Genomic DNA, 19,461 nt, shown 5'->3' with positions numbered 1-19,461 from the left:
TCGCGGACAAGCGGTTACCCTAGCGGATCATCGCGATCGGTGATCGTGGTATCGGTCCGGGAATCAGACATCCAGGATCAGGGTGATGGGGCCGTCGTTGGTCAGGGAGACCTTCATGTCGGCGCCGAAGACGCCCGTCTCGACGTGCGCGCCCAGCGCGCGGAGCTCGGCGCAGACGGCCTCGACCAGGGGTTCCGCCACCGGTCCCGGGGCCGCCGCGTGCCAGGTCGGGCGGCGGCCCTTGCGGGCGTCGCCGTACAGGGTGAACTGGCTGATCACGAGCAGCGGGGCGCCGACGTCGGAGCAGGACTTCTCGCCCGACAGGACGCGCAGGCCCCAGAGCTTGGCGGCGAGCTTGGCCGCCTGCTGCCGGGTGTCGTCGTGGGTCACCCCGACCAGCACCAGCAGTCCGGGCTCGTCGATCGCGCCGACCGTCTCGCCGTCGACCGTCACCGACGCGGAACTCACCCGCTGCACCACCGCACGCATGCGTCCATCATCCCGGTTGTTCCGACCGCGCCGGAAACCGGTGATTCCGTCCTCCGTAGAATCCACCCGAAAGGAGCTGAGGTGTCTGCTGAGTCGCTGGTCGTCGAGGTCGTCCGTTCCGGGTTCGTGGAGTCCACCCACCGGGCCCGCATGCTGGCCGTCGACGCGGCCGGTTCGCCGGTGCGGGTGCACGGGGCCGTCGACGTCCTGGTTTCCCCGCGTTCCTCACTGAAGCCGCTGCAGGGGCTCGGCATGGTGCGCGCCGGGCTCGGGCTCGACGGCGAACTGCTCGCCCTGGCGTGCGCCAGCCACACGGGGGAGCCCTTCCACGTCGAGGGGGCTCGCCGCGTCCTGGCCGGGGCGGGACTCGACGAGAGCGCGTTGCGCTGCCCGGCGGACCTGCCGGAGGACGCCGCCTCCCGTGAGCGGGTGCTGCGTTCAGGAGGTGCTCCCTCGCCGCTCTACATGAACTGCTCGGGCAAGCACTCGGCGATGCTCGCCACCTGCGCGGCCAACGACTGGCCGCTGGAGACCTACCTGAGCCCGGCGCACCCGCTGCAGAAGGCGTTGCGTGACACGGTCGAGGAACTCACCGGGGAGCGGGTCGCGGCCACCGGGGTCGACGGCTGCGGCGCGCCGCTGTTCTTCGTGTCGATGGTCGGCGTGACCAGGGCCTTCCGCTCCCTCGTGCTGGCCGAGGAGGGCACGCCCGAGCGCCGGATCGCCGACGCCTTCCGCGCGCACCCCGAGTGGACCTCGGGCACGACCAAGCCAGAGGCCCGGCTGATGCGGGCGCTGCCCGGGCTGATGCTCAAGTCGGGTGCCGAGGCGTTCGACGCCTTCGCCTTCGCGGACGGCAGGGCCGGGGCTGTCAAGATCGAGGACGGTGGCTACCGGGCCAGGATGCCCGCCACCGTCGAGGCTCTTCGGGCGCTGGGTTTCGAGGCCGACGTGCTTGAGGACCTGGCCGTCGGCGTGCTGCTCGGCGGTGGCCGTCCGGTCGGCGAGGTACGGCTGCGCCGCTGAGACCGGCGCGGGCCGCTGAGGCCGGCGAGGACCGAGGGCCGCGCACGCGGAGCGGGGCGCGCGGGAGTGGGGGACGGGGCCTGACGGGAGCTGGAGGACGCGGCTGAGGGCCGGCGAAGCCGTACGGTCAGGGACGGCAGAGCTCCTCGGCGACCAGGCTCGTCCCGACGCCCAGCAGCCAGACGTCCTTGGCGACGCCGATGCCCTCCTGGGACGGGCGCAGGCTGCCCTCCTGGCGCAGGCTCGGGGTGCGCAGGTAGAGGCCGACCAGCCCACCGGCGAAGGCGGTCAGCGCCGCGCCCGCGACCAGTGAGGGCACCACCGGGACCAGCAGGGCCGCGCCCACGGCGATCTCGGTCTTCGACAGCAGCCAAACGAACGTCCTGGGGCTCATCTTCTTCAGGAACGGGTAGGCGTTGGCGGCCATCCCGTGGACGGCGGCGGCGTTGCCCTCGTCCCCGGCGGCCATGGACAGTCCGGCGTTCAGGATGTACGCGCCGGTGGCGAGCCGTACGGGGAGCTGGTGCGGGCGAGCCAAGATCCTCATAAGTGCTCACAAGGGTTGAATGGTCCGGGAATCATGCTCCTTCCCGTTGTTTATCCGCTTCACCCGGGAGGCGGTTCTTTCTTGACGGTCCTTGACCCAGGCCGGGGCCGGGGCCCGGGTCGGGGAACCGGGTCGGGCTCAGGCCCCGGTGGCCTCGGTGGCCTCGCACCAGTGGCTGAGGCAGTTGCCGAGCCAGCCGTCACCCTCGCCGTTCTTCATCGCCCGTGCCGCGCCGACGAGATGGCCGTGGCGCGCGTTGAGTTCGAGGACCAGCCGGGGGCTGTTCACCCGCGCGTCCTCGGTCGGCAGCTGCAGCGGCGCGCTGACCCGCAGGTCCCAGTCGTCGGAGGCCGAGACCACGTCCGCCGGAACCATCGGCCCGCCGTCGAGCCCGACCTCGGCGCCGGAGTCGGGCAGCACCCGCAGCAGCAGCGGCACGGACCCCTCCTCGGCGCGCACGTGCCCCTCCCAGAGCCCCTGCGGGACCGCGACCGCCCGTTCGGGGAGGAAGCTCGGCGGCAGGGACGAGGACGGGTGGTCCGGCACCAGCTCCGCCATGACGCGGTTGACGACCGAGGTGCGGACCTCGCCCCCGGTCTGGTTGGCGAGCACGGAGATCGAGAGTTCGAGCTCGGGCACGACCGCGAGCATCGCCGAGACACCGCCCATGCCGCCGCTGTGCGCGACCACCTGGTGCGGCCCGCCGCGCGAGACGAACCAGCCAAGGCCGTAGCCCTGCTCCGCGGTGATCGGCAGCGCGGTGCGGGTGGCCGCGGCCGTCTCCGGCTTCAGCACCCCGGGGCCGCCCGCCTGCAACAGCCCGAACATCGCCAGGTCGGAGGCGCTCGCCCAGCCGAGCGAGGCGCCGCGGTGGGTGGTGTCGTAGTCGGGGTACGGCCTGCCGTCGGCCGAGTAACGCAGCGCCCGAGGTCGTTCGCCCTCGTAGGAGGGGCCGATCTGGCAGTCGGTCAGTCCGAGCGGGGCGAAGACCTGCTCGGCGGTGAAGTCGGCGGCGGTACGGCCGGTCGCCTTCTCCAGGACCGCGTCGAGGACGCCGTATCCGAGATTGGAGTACTCGAACCGGGACCCGGGCTCGCGGTACAGCGTCGAATAGTGCTCGACGCCGTGCCGGATCGCGGGCAGTCCGGCGTAGGCGAAGTCGTAGTGCCCGCCGAACCCGGCCCGGTGCTGGAGGACCTGGCGCAGGGTCGGTTCGCTGTAGTCGCGGTATCTGGGCAGGTGGAAGCCGGAGAGGTACTTCTCGACCGGGTCGTCGAGGTTCAGCAACCCCCGGTCGGCGGCGAGGCAGACCGCGGTCGCCGTGATCGGTTTGGTCACCGAGGCGATCGAGTAGACGGTCTCCGGGGTGGCCGCCACCCCTCGCGCCACATCCGCCAGGCCGTACGCCTCGGCGAAGACCACGCGGTCGCGATGGGCGACCGCGACGGAGACCGAGGCGCAGCCATGGGTGGCGAGCGCCTGCGCGCAGTGCTGGGAGAGTCCCTCAAGCATGATCGAACATCCCTTCCGCCGTGCCGACTCAGACTTTAGGCCCCGCGACCGGTGCGCCGGGCATCGTACCGATGACGACGTTCGCCCCCAGTTCCTCGCAGTCGGCCACCATCGCCTCCAATCCCGCCAGTTCCATGGTCTCGACGGTCCCGGCCGCCTGCCGCAGGCTCGTCTCCACCAGGAGGTGGCCACCGGGCGCCAGCCATCGGGGCGCCGTCCGCGCCACCCGCCGCACCACGTCGAGGCCGTCCACGCCGCCGTCGAGCGCCACCATCGGCTCGTGGACACGGGCCTCGGCGGGCAACAGCCTGATCGCCTCGGTCGGCACGTACGGCGGGCTGGCCACCAGCAGGCCGACCCTGCCCCGGAGCCCGGCAGGCAACGGGTCGTACAGGTCGCCCTCGTGGACCCGCCCGCCGACGGCGGCGAGGTTGCGGCGGGCGCACCGCACCGCGGCGGGGTCGATGTCCACCGCGTGCAGTTCCACGGCCGCGCCGAGGGCCGTTCCCGGCGCGGTGCCTGACACAGTGCTCGGTACGGCGCCCGGCGCGGTGCCCAGCGCGGTGGCCAGTGCGGCGCCCAGCGCGCCCGAGCCGCAGCACAGGTCGACCACGACGGCCGGTCCGCCACGGGCCAGGTCGATCGCCTGCCTGACGAGGAACTCGGTACGGCGCCGCGGCACGAAGACCCCGGGATCGACGTCTATCCGCAGGCCGCAGAACTCGGCCCAGCCGAGGACGTGTTCGAGGGGCAGCCCGTGGGCGCGTCGTTCGACCATGAGGGCCAGTTCCTCAGGGGCGCACGCGGCCGAGACGAGGAGTTCCGCCTCGTCCTCGGCGAAGACACAGCCCGCCGCCCGCAGGGTGGCGGCGACGGTGGAAAGGGAGGGTGCAGGAGACACTAGGAGCCTTTCGGGATGCCGACGGGCGCTCCCTGGGCCACCTGCGTCAGATGGACCGAGCGGTCGTGAGGGAGAGCGCCCGACCTGGTGTGGGAATCGGACTCACCTCCTCGACGCGTTCACCACTGGGGCGGGTAACACTACCCGATCCCCTCGGACAGTGGGCCGTACCCGTGCTCGGCGGAGGCGTCGAACCGCGGTTGGGGTTCGGTCTCGGGCCAGGACGCGGCAGGCGCTACAGCATGTCCAGCAGGACGGGGGCGGCGTTGATCGCGCCGTGAACAGTGAGGATGGGCCACATCAGCCGGTACCGGCTCCACAGGTAGCCGAGGAACAGGCCCAGTACCCCCTGGTGAACGAAGACCGAGGTGAGGTCGGTGAGAAGGTGGCCGGTACCGTGGATGCCGATGTGCCAGGCAGCGAAGGACAGACTCGTCAACACGATGGCGGGCCAGCGGCCGATGACGTGCTCCCATCGGGTCTGGAGCCAACGCCGGTAGAAGGCCTCTTCGAGCAGGGCGTTGACGGCGAAGCCCACGATCATGGTGATCAACAGTGCGGAGGGGCCGGAGTCCGCCGCCCAGGCGTTGTCGCCGGGTGGCCGGGCGAACGGTCCGGCGTGGTGGAGGACGAGCCAGGCCGCCACCGGCACCAGCGGCCCGTAGCGGCGCCAGGCCTCGATCCGCCCGCGCACCGGTTCTCGACGGGTGGCGCCGTGGCGTGTTAACCGGAATACCAGCACCGGTACGGCCAGCAGCAGAACGAGCTTCAAGATGGTGTGTGCCGGCTCGGCGTCGTAACCGTTGTCCGTCACGATTCGCAGCGCCGCCGCGAACAGTACGGCCGACGCCAGGAGGGCGCCCGCCTGCCGGTGAAGCTCTCGCGGTGCCGGTGCTCCGTCCACCGGGGCCGCCCGGGATGGCAAAGGCGTCAGCCGGGTGAGTGCCAGTCCGACGAGGGCGGGGATCCATACGTGCCACATGGGCCTGGTGCCGGCGTGGTCGGCCGTGTAGCGGATCTCGCCGACGGTGGTCAGCGCCAGCCACAACGCTGATCCGAAGATCACGGCCAGTCCGGCGATCAGCACGCCCAGGCTCGGCGTGCGGTGGTACGGCATTCGCTGCGGCACCTTATTCAGCACACTTGTACTTTATAGTAAACCGTACAACCGTGCGATTATGGGAACATGCCGAAGATCGTCGACCACGAGCAGCGGCGCGACGAGCTCGTCCGCGCCGTATGGGAGGTCATCAGCAGGGAAGGCATCGAGGGCGCCACGGTCCGCAAGGTCGCCGAGGCGGCGGGCGTCTCGGTCGGCGGGCTGCGCCACTATTTCGACAACCAGCGTGGCCTGCTCGTCTTCGCCGCGTACGCGATCGGCAGAAGCGTCACCGCACGTGTCGCCGGACACCTGCACGCGGACCTGCCAGGGCTGGAGCGCGCTCAGCTCATGCTCGAAGAACTTCTTCCGCTGGATGACAACCGCCGCGTCGAAGCCGACGTGTGGCTGGCGTGCCTGGTGCGCTCACGCGTCGAGGAGTCTCTGGCGGAGTCGCGTGGCACCGCCTGGGCGGGCGAACGTCACATCTGCCGTCTTGCGGTCGCCTCCTGCCACGACACACCGTTGCCCGATATCGGGCAGGAGCTCGCCGACGCCGTCCTGGAACGGCAGGCCGTGCGGCTTCACACGTTCATGGACGGTCTGACGTTGCAGACGGTGACCTGCCCGCACAACTTCACCCCGCGAGGCATCCGGGCGATCGTCCGTGAAGAGCTACGTCTGCTGACCGAGGTGTGACGACTTCCGGCCGGGAGGTCCGGGGCCGGTGACCTCCACGGCCTGCCGGCCCCGGACCTCCCGGCCGAACGACCGGCGGTCGCGCACGACGACCTTTTTGCACCGCGGACCACGACGCTCCTGACAGCCCCCTCCTTGCCGTCCCCCGAACTCCTGCACGGATGATCAAAGGGGACATGCTCTCCACCCGCACTGCAACCTCACGTCCTCCCAGGTCCCAGGCCCGATCACTCGCCGAGCAGACCCGCCTCGCGGGCGGCGATCGCCGCCTGTACCCGGTTCTCCAGGCCAAGCCGGGTGAGGATGCGGTTGATGCGGCTCTTCACCCCCGCCTCGGAGAGCCCGAGGTCACGGGCGATCCTGGCGTTCGACAGGCCCCTGGCGACCAGGACGAGCACTTCGAGCTCGCGCCGGGTCAGCTCACCGAGCGCCCCGGCGCGGGAGGAGGGGGACGGTTCGACCAGTGCGGGCGGCAGCGCGGTGAAGGCGCCGATGAGACGGCTGGTCACGCTCGGCGCGAGCATGGCCTCACCCGAGGCGACCACCCGGATGGCGTCGGCGAGCTGGTCGGGGGAGACGTTCTTCAGGATGAACCCGGCGGCCCCGGCCCGCAGGCAGGCGTGCACGTACTCGTCGAGGTCGAAGGTGGTCAGCACCAGCACCCGGGGGTGCGGCTGTTCGTGCGGCCACCGCCCGACGATGTGCCGGGTCGCCTCGACGCCGGTCATACCGGGCATGCGCACGTCCATCAGCACCACGTCCGGGCGCAGGTCGAGGGCGGCGGCGACGGCCTCCTCACCGTCCGCGGCCTCCCCGACGACAAGCAGGTCGGCGCGCCGGTCGAGCATGATCCGCAGCGCGGCGCGCACCAGCTCCTGGTCGTCGGCGATCAGTACGCGGACGGGGTTCACCCGGCCTCCCCGTAGCGGAAGACGGCCTCGACCAGCCAGCCGCCGTCCTGGTCGCGGGGACCGGCCCGCAGGCTGCCGCCGAACAGCGCGGCCCGCTCACGCATGCCGACCAGCCCGAGCCCGGAACCGGCGAGGGGCCGGTGGAACGGCGCGGCGGGGCCGTTCTCGACCGTGACGACGAGCTGCTCGGCGGCCCGCCGTACGGCGATCCTGACGTCGGTCGCGCCCGCGTGCCGCAGGACGTTGGTGAGCGCCTCCTGAATGACCCGGTAGGCGGAGACCTGTACCGCCGCCGGGACCTCGGGGCCCGGCCCCGTGCTGACCTCGACCCGGCACCCGGCGGCACGGGCGGTCGTGGCGAGCCGGTCGAGGTGGCGCAGCGACGGCTCCGGGTCGCCAGGACCGGCGGGGGCGTCGTCGGCGAGCAGTCCGAGCAGCCGGCGCATCTCGACCAGGGCGGCGTCGGCGGCCGTGCCGATCCCGGTCACCCCCCGCCGGGCCAGGTGGAGGTCCTCCGACATCACCTCCGCGGTCGCCCGCGCCTGCATGGCGATCGCGCTGACGTGGTGGGCGACCAGGTCGTGCAGGTCACGGGCGATCCTGGCCCGTTCTGCCGTGACCGCCCGCCGGGCGCTGACCTCCTGCTCGGCGCGCAGCCGGGCGGTCAGGTCACGCAGCCGGGCGGCGTCGGCGTGGATGTGCCGCTGGGAGACGCCCAGCAGCCACGGCGCCAGCGACAGGCCGGAGATCATGATCATCTCGAAGAGGGTGGGCCGGAACTCGGCGGGGAACGGCAGGCCGAGTGGCGAACGCAGCAGGTCGGGGGCCACCACCGTCACCCCGGCCACGCCGACGACCACGACGCTCGCCGGTGGCCGGGCGTAGCGGGCCACGGCGTAGGCGGCGAACATGACGTACAGGCCGTCCCTGAGCGCGACCATGGGGTCGACCACCTCGTAGACCACGTAGGTGACGCTCACCGCCACCATGACCGGCCACGGGTGCGTCCTGCGCCAGGCCAGCGGTACGGCCTGCGTGAGCAGCAGGGCCGTCACCAGGACGGCGGTCGCCGGGTCGTCGGGAACGCCCTCGCTCAGCCTGAGCATCAGCGCCGCGACCGTCAGGGCCAGGGCGAACAGGACGTCGGCGAACCGGGGTCTGGCGGCGAGCCACCGCCTCATCCCGTCGATGTGATCCCGCACTGCCGCACCGCCCCCGTTTCCTCCGCCCAAGGGTAGGCGCGGCCGTGACCTGCACGGAGCCGGAGACAACCAAAGTTGCGCCGTCCGGGGCGGATTCCTCCCCAGGGGGCACGGCGGAGCCGGGCCAATGGCCGATGTCTCGGCGGGTTCCGATTTCTAGGGTTGAAATGCGAGCCGGAACATCCGGTCTGTCATCTTTTGGGAGGATTTATGCGCACCTTCGGTGCCCCCGTACGGCGTGCGGCGCTGCTGGCCGTGGTCGCGGCCCTGACCACCACGACTGTGGCCTCCCTGGCCTCCCCGGCCGCCGCGGCGAGCCCCACGGACGCTCCGGCGAAGGTCTCGAAGTACGGCAAGGCCGACCTGCAACGTGACGTGGACGCCCTGCGCGCGATCGGCACCAGCGGCGTCCAGGCGCGCGTGACCACCTCCGACGGCCGTCAGCTGGTCGCGACGAGCGGGGTCGCCGCACTCGGGAGCGGACGCCCGGTCCCGGCGAACGGCTACGTCAGGATCGCCAGCACCACCAAGTCGTTCGTGGCCACGGTGGCCCTCCAGCTCGTCGCGGAGGGCAAACTCTCCCTGGACGACACCGTGGAGAGCAGGCTGCCCGGCGTGGTCAAGGGCAACGGCAACGACGGCAACAAGATCACGGTCAGGCAGCTCCTGCAGCACACCAGCGGCATCCACGAGGGCTACCCGGCCTACACCTCCGTCGAGGAGTTCCTCAAGCACCGTGACGAGCTGTTCACCAGCGAGCAGATCGTGGCCGAGGCCGTCAAGCACGCGCCGAACTTCGAGCCGGGCAAGAAGTGGATGTACTCCAACACCGGATACGTGCTGATCAGCATGATCATCGAGAAGGTGACCGGGCGCCCCTGGCACGAGGAGGTCGACCGGCGCATCAGCAGGCCGCTGGGGCTCAGCCGTACGTTGTGGTCGGGCCGTTCCCTCGACGTGCCGAACCCGCACGCCAAGGGCTACCTGGTGCTGCCGCCCCGCAAGCCGGTCGACGTCACCCGGCACTTCGACGGGGACGCCGCCGGTGGCCTGCTGTCCACGACCAGGGACGTCAACCGCTTCTACATGGCGCTGCTCGGCGGCAGGCTGCTGCCCGCCGAGCAGCTCGCGCAGATGCAGAAGACCGTCGTGGCCCCGATGTGGCAGCAGAACTGGCCGGGGGCCCGCTACGGCCTGGGCCTCAGCTCCCGTCCGCTGTCCTGCGGCGGGGTCTACTGGCATCACGGCGGCGACGACTACGGGTACAAGACGAGGACGGGTGTCAGCGCGGACGGCAGGCGCAGCGTCACGATCTCGCTGACCACGCAGTTCGGCGACGAGCGTTCCGAGCGCCAGGAGAAGGTCGCGAGCGACGTCGTCGACCGGGTGCTGTGCGGCCGGTAGCCCCTCTCCGGCCGGGACCCCGTCGCAGGGGATCCCGGCCGGATCGGTGGCTCGGGCGTATGTCTCAGAGGTGACCGAGACGGTCGTACAGGACACGCCACCGGTCAGGGTGGACGTGCGCGACGACCGTTCCCTCCGGGACCCCCGCGGCGGCGAAGGCGGCCCCGACCAGGGCGGCCGGGTGACGCAGCCGCATGGTCGCGTCCAGGGAACCGCCCAGGCCGGTGAAGCCGTAGTCGACGAAGGCCTCGTAACCCGGCAGGCCGGGCGTCTCGGCCCGGCGTTCGAGCCGCAGGATCGCCGAGTCGACCGCGGGCACCGGCCGGAACGCCTCCCGGCCGATGTGCCCGAGCATCTCCCAGCGGAACCACGGCCAGGTCCGCACGGTCAGCGCGCTCCAGCGGCCGAAGTCGCCGGTGCGCTTGCGGACGTACTCAAGCTGGGCGACGAGCGTCGCCGAGGTCAGCCCGGGTGCCCCCAGACACCAGTCGACGATCTTCGAGGTGATCGAGTACGGGATGTTCCCGACGACCGCGAACGGCTCACGCGGCGCGCGGGCGGCCAGGAAGTCCCCCCTGACGACCCGGACGCGGGAGTCGTCGCGGGTGCGGACGGTCAGCCTGCCCGCCAGCAGCGGGTCGATCTCGTAGGCGACGACCTGGTCGCAGGTCTCGGCCAGCGCCAGGGTCAGGGCACCCTCGCCCGCCCCCGGCTCGACGACCAGCCCGCGCGCCCCCGCCGCCTCGGCGACGCGCCGTACGGCCTGGCGGTCCACCATGAGGTTCTGCGAGAGAGTGCGCCTGGCCTGGTCGCGGGCGGTCCTGCCGCCCCTGTTCGCGACCTTCTTCTGGGTGTGTGAATGATCTCCGTGTGCGAAAGAACGCGCCACAGTCTTGCCCCTTCGGGTCCGAGATGAAGTGGTCTCGGAAGATCCGGGGCACGCGCGGAGAAGTGAGATTCTCTAGCGGCCCTGGATCGGGCCGCGGCGCATACGGATGTAGTACGAAGGAATGTGACACATGCGGCTCACCCTAGGAGAACCCCGATGAGCGGCACAAACGGTTTTCCCGCCTCCCCGGAGCAGGGGAGACGGGAAGCGCGCGAGATGTCTACAGGGAGCGGAACTGCCGGGTCGAGGAGATGGCTCCCGACGTCGTCATGGTGAAGGTCCGCATCGAGTCGGCGAACTTCGACAGGTCCCACTCGGCGGGACCCTGGTACCAGTACAGGTGGTCGGCCTGCCTGCCGTTGCCGGTGATCGAGGAGACGACGCGGGCCCAGCGGTCCACGCTGTCGAAGATCACGGCATAGGGCAGATAGCGGGAGAACAGCTCGACCCGCTGGGCGGGAGGAATGTCGCCACCGGCGTCGCCCGAGGCCAGATACTCACGGAAGCCCAGCGTGTGGGCCAGGGCCGTGGCGCCCTTGGCGGTCTTGGCGGGCATGTACTGTCCGCCGACGGCCAGTGCGGCTCCGGCGATGATCAAGGCCAGGCCGAGCAGGCCGTACGTGGTGAACCAGGCCAGCGCGACGGTGCCGAGGACACCGGCGACGGTGAGCAGCACGCCGAGGGTCGTCCAGCGGGTTCGCACGGTGTCCGGGCGCCGGGCGAACCAGCCCTGCGCGACCACGTCCCGGTAGAGGGCGTCGCGGACCTTGCTGAGCTTGGAGGTGAAGGAGCCCTTCAGGTGCGAGAGCGGGATCGCGTCGCGGCCGTCGAAGATCGCGTCGTAGAGGGCGCGCTCGTAGGACTGCAGCGCCTTGAGGTCGGCGTTGGGCATCCGCACCAGGACCCAGTCGGGTGTGTCGTAGGTCTGCCTGGGCTGCTCGTCGATCCTGAGGTAGCCCCGCACCGCGAGGTCGACGATCGTGGCGGTCACGTCGATCACGTCGGCCTGCTCGTCGATGAGCGTGCCGATCTGGCCGGGCCGTACGCCGTCGGGCGGGGAGAAGTGGCCGTTGCTGACCCCGCTGACCGCGCCCGACTCGTGGCCGACCACCCGGGCGTCACGGCCCCGGGTCCAGTACAGCAGGCCGACGCCGCCCAGCAGCAGGACCAGCAGGCCGGCCAGGGCGCCGCCGGTGACCGTGTTCAGGGTGAAGGCGTTGGACAGCTCGAAGCGGCGCTCCAGGATGGGCTCGCCCTTGGTCACGCCGCCCGGGTAGCCGATGACCACCGTGAGGACCTCGTCGACCCCCAGGCCCTGCTGCTCGAACTCGGCCTCGACCCCGGTGTGGTCCGGTGAGGCGGTGGTGCAGCCGATCGCCGAGGTCAGCGCCCCGGCGAAGCAGGACAGGCTCTGCAGCTGCGCGGGGCCGGTCACCTTGGCCTTGGCCAGCTCGACGGGCGCCGACCAGCCGCCCGCGGCGTACCAGCGCAGCTCCTGGACGTCGCCGAGCGGGGTGATGGTCCCCTTGACGTCGTATTCGAACTTGGCGGTTCCCGAGCCCTTCAACGTGATCGTGGAACCGGTCAGGGTGGCGTCGCCCTTGAGGTTGACGACCTGGTAGAGCCGGTCGTTGCCGTCGTCGTAGCGCGTCCGGTCGACCAGCTTCCTCGTCGGCGCGGTGCCGTCGAACGTGACCGTCTCCTTGACGTGCAGTACGCCGTCCTGCCGCAGTTCGAGTTCGAGCGCGTCACTCTTGATCTTGCCTGCCGAAGTGGCGGCCTTACCCGGTGACGTGTGCGCCGTACCGGCCGCGAGGGCGGGGGAGGCGCTGAGGGCCAACGCGCAGGTGGCGATCGTGGCCACGCTTCCGACCGCCCGGCACACGTTCGCGGCCGTTCGGTGCAATAGGGATGCCGACATGGCCCGGGAGCCTACCGATAACCACCCACACATGACTGCAGCGACCCTTTCAGGTTTTTCGGACAATCACGTTTATGTGCCGAAATCCGCTAGATTGCCGCCCGGAGATCAGCAGTTCGGAGAGGTGGTCGCATGCGTCCGCGAAGGTCAAGCCCTCTGGCCTTTGGTGTTTTCGGGGTCCTCGCCCTGACCTTCGCGGCGGTCGTCGTGATCGCAGGTTTGGTCAAGGGGAACGAAACAGGGGTTCCGGCCGGGCCTGAGACGGGTCCCGTGGCGACCGGAGGCGGCAGGTCCACGCCGTCGTCCGGCGGCACCGAGGTCGCCCCGCCCGAGGTGAGGCCGCCGTCGCCGCTCAAGCTCGGCGACGAGAACGGCGCGGGCGGCACCGCGATCACGCTGGCCTCGGCCCAGTCGGGCACGAGCTTCGACCTGCGTAACATGCGGCGTACGGACACCACCGCCAGGCTCAAGCGCAACCCTCTGTACGGTGCCGGCGTCATGGGATCGGTCGCCTGTCGCGCTCCGCGGCCCTCGACCCAGCCCGCCGCCATGTACAGCTATCTCAATGCCGTCACCGGCTGTCTGGACCGGGCGTGGGCGGGCAAGTTCGCCCAGGCCCGGGCGACCTTCCTGGCCCCGCGCCGGGTCTACTGGAACCGTCCGGGGCGGGGGCCGTGCGGCACCTATCCGTCGTCCGGGGCCGCCGCCTACTACTGCCCGTCCAACCGCGGCATGTACATCGGCCTGACCCACGTCATCAGGCAGAGCGGCGACGTCGACCCGGCGGAGAACCACGTCCCCTACCTGGCCGTTCTCGCCCACGAATACGGTCATCACGTGCAGTCCATGGCGGGCATCGGCGGAGCCTGGTGGTGGGAGGTGGCCAACCGCTCGAAGAGCGCCCAGGACGCGCACTCCCGCCGCGCGGAGCTCCAGGCCCAGTGCCTGTCCGGGATCTTCGTCCGCGCCGTCCGGACTCCCCTGGCCGTCACCGCCGACCGCTGGCAGTCGCTGCTGCGTACGGACTACGGCCGGGGCGACGACCAGAACGGCCTGGGCAAGCGTGACCACGGCAACGGCGACCACTACGCGGGCTGGCTCAACCAGGGCTGGAAGTACTCCAGGCTCGCCTACTGCAACACCTGGAGCGTGCCCTCCTCCTACGTGAGCTGACGCCGGGGGCTTGGGACGATCTCCGGGTCGTCCCTTGCCACACGGATAGAATGCCGACCTGCTCAAGACGATCTCCCCGACGGTGATTTCGCCGTGACCGTCCGGGGGAATCGACTTTCATATCGGCAGTCCGAATCTCCCCGGAGTGGCATGCGCGGGCCTGTGCGCCGACGTTCCCGAGCATCCGTGCTCGCAGCTTCTGTGGTGATTTTCTGTCTTATTTCGGGATGTGCCAGCGGGGACGCGGCCGGGCCGATCCCGATCCTCAACCCGCCCACCGCGCGGGAGAACCCGCAGCAGGGCGGCCTGGTCAGGGCCCCGGTGGTCATGGTGCTCGGCGACAGCTTCACCGCCGGGTCGGGACCGGTCCCCCGCTGGGAGAGCTACGCGGCGCGGGCCGCCCGTACGCTCGGCTGGCAGCTCGTCACGGCGGGCGCCGCGGGGACGGGCTTCGTCAACCCCGGCAGGGTGCGCAGGACGTTCCAGCAGTCCTTCGACGCCGAGCTCTCCTGGCGTCCCGCCCCCGACCTGCTGATCCTCTCCGGTGGGCACAACGACCACACCACCCCCGGCAGGGTGTACGGCGCCGCCAGACGCCTGCTCATGACGGCCAGGGCCCGCTGGCCACGGACCAGGGTCGTGGTGATCGGCCCCATCTGGATGGGCCCGGAGCCCCGCTGGGTCCCCGCGGTCAGGGACGCGATCGCGGTCGCCGCCGACGAGGAGGCGACCGTCTTCCTCGACCCGCTCGATCACCCCTGGGGGCGGGGGGCGATCCTGCCCGACGGCGTCCATCCCACCTTCCTGGGGCACAGGAGGCTGGCGAACTGGCTGGTCACCGCACTGCGTGAGCACGGCGCCGAGCCGGACGGCTGAGCTCGGCCAGCGTCGCGGCCACCCCCTCCCGATAGGACGGGTAACGCGGCTCGAAGCCCGTCTCCGTCAGCGCCGAGATGTCGGCGACGACGTCGAGCGTGAGCGTCCGTACGGCGACCCCGCCCGCGAACGCCGCCGTCAGCCACCTGGGCAGCCTGCGGGGCCTGGCCGCGCCGAGCATCCCGGCCGTCTCGTCGAACAGCTCACCCAGCGTCGTGACCGTGCCGTCGGTCGCCACGAAGCTCCGCCCCGCGACGCCGGGCAGCCCGGCCACGTGCACCAGCGCCCGAGCGGCGTCCTCCACGTGGATGATCGGCAGCCGGTTGCGCCCCGTCCCGGGAACCGGCATCCGGCCCCTGGCCAGGCCGGGCACGATCATGTCGCCGAACCCCTTGCCCGCGCCGTACACCATGTTCCCCAGGCAGACGTGTACGGCGGGCGTCCCCGACGCCTCGACCATCCGCCGCACCGGCAGCCCCACGTGGGCGAACCCCACCGGGACGGAGCGCGGAGGCGACAGGTGCGAGACCGTACGGTCGGGCCCGGGGGTGAGGTCGTCCATCCCGCTGACCGAGACCAGCAGGGGCCGTTCCCCGGCGGGCAGGGAGAGCAGCGTCCGCAGCACTCCCTCGGTGGTCTCCCCGCGGACGGCGGCGACCCGGTCGATGGCCCGCCTCGTCAGCCGCCCCGGCAGGCTCGGCTGGATGAGGTCGAGGACGGCGTGCGCCCCCCTGGCGGCCTCGGCCCAGGTGGCGGGGTCGCCGACGGAGAAGTGGTGGGGCGTGCCGCCCGCCCGCCGTACACGCTGGGCGGCCTCGTCGTTCCTGACCAGGCCGACGGCCTCCCAGCCCGCGATGACGGCCTCGCGGATCGCGGTGCGCCCGATGAAGCCTCCGGCGCCGAGAACGAGCAGTTTCATGATCCCTCCAGGGAGACGTGGTTAGCATTTGCTAACTCGATGGGCGTGAAAAAGGCCCCGGGGCCGGGGCCGGGTTCTACGGGGTGACCATGCGGGTGACCAGGGGACGCAGGGCGGCCAGTGCCGCCCCCCTGGGCAGTTCGTCGAAGTGACGCATCCTGGCGTACTGCGCCACGGTGCCGGAGAGCGCGGCCACCAGCAGATCGACCGGGATCTCCGTGGTGACCTCGCCCGAGGCGACCCCGTCGCCGATCAGCCCGCGCAGCAGACCGAGCAGGGACGGCCCGCGTTCCTCGGCGGAGAGCCTGGGCAGGTAGAGCCGGAGGTTGTCCTGTGTGAAGAGCAGGACCTCAGGCTCCTCGTCGAGGAGTTCGCCGAAGGCCCGCATCAGCGCGTCGAGCCGCTCGCCGAACGGCCGCCCCGGCGCGGTGGCCAGTGCGGCCCGCTCGCCGAGCCGGGTGTAGCACCTGGCGAACAGGTGCAGTGCGAGTTCCTCCTTCGAGGCGAAGAACTTGAACAGCGCGGGATTGCTGTAACCGCTGGCCGCGGCGATGTCGCGCACGGTCGTGCCGTCCACGCCCCGCTCGACGAACAACCGCAGCGCCTCGACCAGCATCCGCCGCTTCGACGGCGGATCCCGGTCGTCCACCAGGAACACCTCGACCCCTGTCACACCACGAAGTTAGCAGCTGCTAACAACCTGTCGCCAGGGCCGAAGGTCCCGGACTCATCGGTACGGCAAGGCGGAGGCGGCCGCCGGAGCCGTGGCGGCGGCGCGCGCGGGCGTCGCGGGAAGGGTGACCAGGACCAGGAAGACCGGCAGGAGTGTGGCGAGCCGCGCGCGTCGTGTTCTCATGACCTACCTCGATAGGGGAGTCGCCGGCGGCCCCGGGGCCGCCGGAAGGCCGGGGGTGCCTTGCGGAGGTGGTGCCGGGGCGCGGACGGAACACGCCAGGGGCCGTGAGAGGCGTCAGAGGGCTTCACGAACCCCGATAACGGTCAGAATAGGATTCATCACCCTCCGATGGAAGGTGGAAGATCAAATTCCACCCGGTTTATGACACCCCGGGCCCGTGAAGGCCTCAGCCCTGGTCGAGGAGCAGCAGGCTGTAGGCGGCGAGGCTGCAACTCTCCACGATCACTCCCTCACGGATCATGCTCTCCACCTCCCGCCGGGGGAACCACCGCTGGCGCAGGTCCTGCTCCTCGACCTCCCGTTCGGCCTGCCCCTGCCGAAGCCCGGTCGCCACGAACACGTCGTAGCCCTGGACGGTCATCCCGGGCGCGCAGTGCAGATGCCCGAGGTGGCGCATGGAGGCCGCCGTCAGGCCCGTCTCCTGGCGCAGTTCCTCCCGGGCGAGGTACTCGGGATCGGCGGTCGCCAGGTCGGGCATCGTGCCCTGCGGGAACTCCCACGACCTCCGCCCGATCGGATAGCGGTACTGCTCCACCAGGTGGAAGCCGTCGTTCTCCATCGGGATGACCAACGCGAAGTCCGGCTTGTCGACGTAGGAGTACACCCCGAGAGATCCGTCCGCGCGCCGGATCTCGTCATGACGCAACCGCATGTAACGCGTCTCATGCACCACGGTGCTGGAAAGCCGCTCGATGTCACCCAACCCAAACCTCCAGAAGAGCCCACGACGTCTCCCCGATTCTCGCCCGATTCGCGTGAGCCTGGAGGAAGTGGTCTTCCTGGGTGCCCGGCCGATGCCCCCCGCATCAGACCGGGCACTCTCACCCCCTACCCGCCTGGCCGGGTCGCATCCCGGTGGCGGGCCGGTCGGGGGCCAGGACGGACATCACGACGGCGTCGTGCCACCGGCCGTCCCAGAGGAGGGCGTCACGGCGCACGCCCTCCTCGACGAAGCCGACCTTGCGGTAGACGTGGGCGGCGCGATCGTTGAAGGCGAAGACCTCAAGCTCGATCCGGTGCAGGTCGGTGGTGGCGAAGGCGTGGTCGAGCATCAGCCGGATCGCCTCGGTGCCGTAGCCCCTGCCGTACACCTGGGGACCGGACAGGGCGATGCGCAGGTTGCACGAGAGGTTGTGCGAGTCGAGGTCGTTGAGCACGACCTCGCCCACGTAGGCGTCGTCGTCAACGGCGCAGATCGCCAGGTCGAGACGGTCGTCCTGGTCGGCGCGGGTGCGGCACCACAGGTCGATCGTCGCGCGGTCCATGACGCCGTGCGAACCGGTGAGGCGGGCGGTCTCCGGGTCGTTGACCAGCTTCCAGAGGCCGTCGGCGTGTTCGGGGCCGACCGGCCTGAGGGTCACGCGGCTGCCGTACAGGGTGGGTTTCTTCGCGAACGACGTCACCCGAGGTTGTCTACCCGGTCAGTGCGACCTGGGGCAACAGGTTTCACCAGGGGCCGTAGGGGCCCTGGTTGCCGCCCTTGCCGATCTCGCTCACCGCGGGCTTCACGTCGGCCAGGTAGATCCCGGAGGCGACGACCGACGCGATGGCGAAGATGTTGAGCTGCCCGAGACCGATCCCGAAGTAGCCGACGGCGGAGGCGAAGGAGAACAGCGCCGCCAGACCCAGGACGATCAGCCAGAACCTCTTGGACTGCTTGCCGGTCACGGCGAACGCGCGGACGGGGGTGCGCGTCGCGTGGAACAGCGCCCAGGCGGACATGCCGAAGGCGATGATGCTGAGGACCCAGAAGACGAGGTCCAGCCCTACGGAAATCATCGTCGTCACTCCACCGTGCTCGCCCTGCTGACAGCAACCACCCTAATGCCGGAAGCCTCCCCGCGGCGGACCTCCTTCCGGGCGAACCGGCCCGAGGCCCTTCCGTACGGCCCCGCGCCCGGAAACGGCCCGTACCGAGGAACGGCCCGCACCGGGAGACCTCGCACCCGGAACCGAGGGGCCGCCCCGGTGCGCCGGGGCGGCCCCTCGTGGGGTTCCAGGGAAGATCCCGAGGTCAGGACTTCGCCGACGAGCCGTTCCTGCTCTTCCTGGCGGGCTTGGCGGCCGCGGAGACCTGCTCAAGCTCGCGGGAGGCCTCTCCGCTCGTCTTGGAGACGACCTTGCGGCCCCGGGAGGCGAACTCCTCGTACAGCCTGGTGGCCCTGTCACTGACCTGGTCGGCGTAGCCACGGGCCCGGCCGGGGAACTCCCTGGCGTAGACCTCGGCCCTGTCGGCCAGCTCCCTCGCCTTCTCCGGCAGGTCCTTGGCGGCCTCCCTGGCGGCCTCGCGGATGTCCTCCTGGCGGCCCTGGATGCGCTGCAGGTGCTCGGGCAGTTCGCGGAGCTTCTCGACCGCGTAGTCGCCCGCGCCCGCGACGGCGTAGAACGGCTTGGTCTCGGCCAGTTTCTTCACTTCGGTGGCAAGAGTCATGGGTGTTAACCTTCCTTGGATTCCGGTGTGACGTTCTGGCTGTCCACGGGGGCCGCGTAGGGCTTCAACGCGGCGAGATACCCCTCGGGCAGCGGATTCGCGTCGCCCCCTTGGGGCTCCGGTGCGGAAGGCGCGTTCTGGGAGGTCTGCGCTTCCTCATCCGGGGCCCCGACCTGGTTCTCCCGGCGGAACGACTCGTAGATGTCGATCAGCACCTGGCGCTGACGCTCGGTGATGAGATGGTCTGCCCTGATCGCGGCAAGCACGTCGCTGTCCGGCTCGCGTTCCTCGATGAGACCGGCCTGGACGTAGAGGGCCTGCGAGGAGATGTGCAGTCCCTTGGCGATCTGGTTGAGGATCTCCGCACTCGGTTTGCGCAGTCCTCGCTCGATCTGGCTGAGGTAGGGGTTGGAGACCCCCGCCGCCGCCGCGAGCTGGCGCAGCGAGATCTTCGCGTGGGTGCGCTGCTCCCGGATGTACTCGCCGATCGAGCCGACCTTCGGTAGTGCCATGCCGGCAGTCTACCCCCGACGCTTGCAGTTGCAA

At 70.9% G+C, this 19,461-nt stretch carries 22 protein-coding genes; 5 read left to right on the top strand and 17 right to left on the bottom strand.

Features of this window, described 5'->3' with window-relative positions:
• Positions 1–63: 63 nt before the first annotated feature.
• Positions 64–489: a D-aminoacyl-tRNA deacylase gene (gene dtd, locus ACFYY8_RS34055; protein ID WP_390048185.1), complete on the bottom strand. Its 426-nt coding sequence runs from the start codon at positions 487–489 to the stop codon at positions 64–66.
• An 81-nt stretch (positions 490–570) separates the two neighbouring features.
• Here dtd and ACFYY8_RS34050 point away from each other — a divergent pair, with 81 nt between their 5' ends.
• Positions 571–1,515 (top strand): asparaginase, encoded by a 945-nt coding sequence (locus tag ACFYY8_RS34050; RefSeq protein ID WP_390048183.1) that lies wholly within the window; start codon positions 571–573, stop codon positions 1,513–1,515.
• 127 nt (positions 1,516–1,642) lie between these two features.
• On the opposite strand, the gene ACFYY8_RS34045 is transcribed toward ACFYY8_RS34050, so the two are convergent.
• The 4 genes from ACFYY8_RS34045 to ACFYY8_RS34030 all read right to left on the bottom strand — a co-directional run bounded on the left by ACFYY8_RS34045 (position 1,643) and on the right by ACFYY8_RS34030 (position 5,616).
• Complete coding sequence (locus tag ACFYY8_RS34045) at positions 1,643–2,062, bottom strand: hypothetical protein (RefSeq protein ID WP_390048181.1); 420 nt, start codon at positions 2,060–2,062, stop codon at positions 1,643–1,645.
• A gap of 138 nt (positions 2,063–2,200) precedes the next feature.
• Positions 2,201–3,574, bottom strand: a complete 1,374-nt coding sequence (locus ACFYY8_RS34040) for a serine hydrolase domain-containing protein (protein WP_390048179.1) — start codon at positions 3,572–3,574, stop codon at positions 2,201–2,203.
• 28 nt (positions 3,575–3,602) lie between these two features.
• The gene (locus ACFYY8_RS34035) at positions 3,603–4,475 is read right to left on the bottom strand and encodes a putative protein N(5)-glutamine methyltransferase (RefSeq protein WP_390048177.1); all 873 of its coding nucleotides are present in this window, start codon (positions 4,473–4,475) and stop codon (positions 3,603–3,605) included.
• A gap of 235 nt (positions 4,476–4,710) precedes the next feature.
• On the bottom strand, positions 4,711–5,616 hold the full coding sequence (locus ACFYY8_RS34030; protein WP_390048175.1) for a CPBP family intramembrane glutamic endopeptidase: 906 nt from the start codon (positions 5,614–5,616) through the stop codon (positions 4,711–4,713).
• Between the two features lie 45 nt (positions 5,617–5,661).
• On the opposite strand from ACFYY8_RS34030, the gene ACFYY8_RS34025 reads away from it, so the two are divergent.
• Positions 5,662–6,273, top strand: coding sequence for a TetR/AcrR family transcriptional regulator (locus ACFYY8_RS34025; protein WP_390048173.1), 612 nt, complete (start codon positions 5,662–5,664; stop codon positions 6,271–6,273).
• Positions 6,274–6,500: 227 nt separating this feature from the next.
• Here the strand turns inward: ACFYY8_RS34025 and ACFYY8_RS34020 are convergent, their stop codons facing one another.
• Together ACFYY8_RS34020 and ACFYY8_RS34015 are read right to left on the bottom strand one after the other, a co-directional pair.
• Positions 6,501–7,184, bottom strand: coding sequence for a response regulator (locus tag ACFYY8_RS34020; protein ID WP_390048171.1), 684 nt, complete (start codon positions 7,182–7,184; stop codon positions 6,501–6,503).
• Positions 7,181–8,365, bottom strand: coding sequence for a sensor histidine kinase (locus ACFYY8_RS34015; RefSeq protein ID WP_390048169.1), 1,185 nt, complete (start codon positions 8,363–8,365; stop codon positions 7,181–7,183). The genes ACFYY8_RS34020 and ACFYY8_RS34015 overlap by 4 nt, the downstream gene beginning before the upstream one ends.
• A gap of 231 nt (positions 8,366–8,596) precedes the next feature.
• Here ACFYY8_RS34015 and ACFYY8_RS34010 point away from each other — a divergent pair, with 231 nt between their 5' ends.
• Positions 8,597–9,790 carry a serine hydrolase domain-containing protein gene (locus ACFYY8_RS34010; RefSeq protein ID WP_390048167.1) on the top strand — a complete coding sequence of 398 codons (1,194 nt, stop codon included), beginning with the start codon at positions 8,597–8,599 and terminating at the stop codon, positions 9,788–9,790.
• 64 nt (positions 9,791–9,854) lie between these two features.
• On the opposite strand, the gene erm is transcribed toward ACFYY8_RS34010, so the two are convergent.
• Both erm and ACFYY8_RS34000 read right to left on the bottom strand, forming a co-directional pair.
• A complete protein-coding gene (gene erm, locus ACFYY8_RS34005) occupies positions 9,855–10,679 on the bottom strand; it encodes a 23S ribosomal RNA methyltransferase Erm (protein ID WP_390048165.1) in 825 nt (274 codons plus the stop codon).
• Positions 10,680–10,899: 220 nt separating this feature from the next.
• Positions 10,900–12,543, bottom strand: a complete 1,644-nt coding sequence (locus ACFYY8_RS34000) for a DUF2207 domain-containing protein (protein ID WP_390048163.1) — start codon at positions 12,541–12,543, stop codon at positions 10,900–10,902.
• Between the two features lie 327 nt (positions 12,544–12,870).
• Here ACFYY8_RS34000 and ACFYY8_RS33995 point away from each other — a divergent pair, with 327 nt between their 5' ends.
• Entirely contained in the window at positions 12,871–13,773 is a 903-nt protein-coding gene (locus tag ACFYY8_RS33995; protein ID WP_390048161.1) for a neutral zinc metallopeptidase, read from the top strand.
• Positions 13,774–13,959: 186 nt separating this feature from the next.
• On the top strand, positions 13,960–14,649 hold the full coding sequence (locus ACFYY8_RS33990) for an SGNH/GDSL hydrolase family protein (protein WP_390048159.1): 690 nt from the start codon (positions 13,960–13,962) through the stop codon (positions 14,647–14,649).
• On the opposite strand, the gene ACFYY8_RS33985 is transcribed toward ACFYY8_RS33990, so the two are convergent.
• The 8 genes from ACFYY8_RS33985 to ACFYY8_RS33950 all read right to left on the bottom strand — a co-directional run bounded on the left by ACFYY8_RS33985 (position 14,609) and on the right by ACFYY8_RS33950 (position 19,427).
• Complete coding sequence (locus tag ACFYY8_RS33985) at positions 14,609–15,568, bottom strand: NAD-dependent epimerase/dehydratase family protein (RefSeq protein WP_390048157.1); 960 nt, start codon at positions 15,566–15,568, stop codon at positions 14,609–14,611. The two genes, ACFYY8_RS33990 and ACFYY8_RS33985, sit on opposite strands and share 41 nt — an antisense overlap.
• Positions 15,569–15,644: 76 nt before the next feature.
• Positions 15,645–16,241, bottom strand: coding sequence for a TetR/AcrR family transcriptional regulator (locus ACFYY8_RS33980; RefSeq protein WP_390048155.1), 597 nt, complete (start codon positions 16,239–16,241; stop codon positions 15,645–15,647).
• Positions 16,242–16,295: 54 nt separating this feature from the next.
• Entirely contained in the window at positions 16,296–16,424 is a 129-nt protein-coding gene (locus ACFYY8_RS33975; protein ID WP_390048153.1) for a hypothetical protein, read from the bottom strand.
• Positions 16,425–16,650: 226 nt separating this feature from the next.
• Positions 16,651–17,187: an NUDIX domain-containing protein gene (locus ACFYY8_RS33970; RefSeq protein WP_390048152.1), complete on the bottom strand. Its 537-nt coding sequence runs from the start codon at positions 17,185–17,187 to the stop codon at positions 16,651–16,653.
• 118 nt (positions 17,188–17,305) lie between these two features.
• Positions 17,306–17,887, bottom strand: a complete 582-nt coding sequence (locus tag ACFYY8_RS33965) for a GNAT family N-acetyltransferase (protein ID WP_390048150.1) — start codon at positions 17,885–17,887, stop codon at positions 17,306–17,308.
• 43 nt (positions 17,888–17,930) lie between these two features.
• On the bottom strand, positions 17,931–18,263 hold the full coding sequence (locus ACFYY8_RS33960; RefSeq protein WP_390048148.1) for a DUF2516 family protein: 333 nt from the start codon (positions 18,261–18,263) through the stop codon (positions 17,931–17,933).
• 235 nt (positions 18,264–18,498) lie between these two features.
• Positions 18,499–18,915, bottom strand: coding sequence for a hypothetical protein (locus ACFYY8_RS33955; protein WP_390048146.1), 417 nt, complete (start codon positions 18,913–18,915; stop codon positions 18,499–18,501).
• Between the two features lie 5 nt (positions 18,916–18,920).
• Positions 18,921–19,427 carry a helix-turn-helix domain-containing protein gene (locus ACFYY8_RS33950; RefSeq protein ID WP_390048144.1) on the bottom strand — a complete coding sequence of 169 codons (507 nt, stop codon included), beginning with the start codon at positions 19,425–19,427 and terminating at the stop codon, positions 18,921–18,923.
• Positions 19,428–19,461: the final 34 nt, after the last annotated feature.

It is taken from the genome of Streptosporangium sp. NPDC001559 (assembly GCF_042893955.1).
GTDB lineage: Bacteria > Actinomycetota > Actinomycetes > Streptosporangiales > Streptosporangiaceae > Streptosporangium.
Note: the sequence above shows the minus strand (reverse complement) of the source record. Positions and strands in the feature narration are given on the sequence as shown.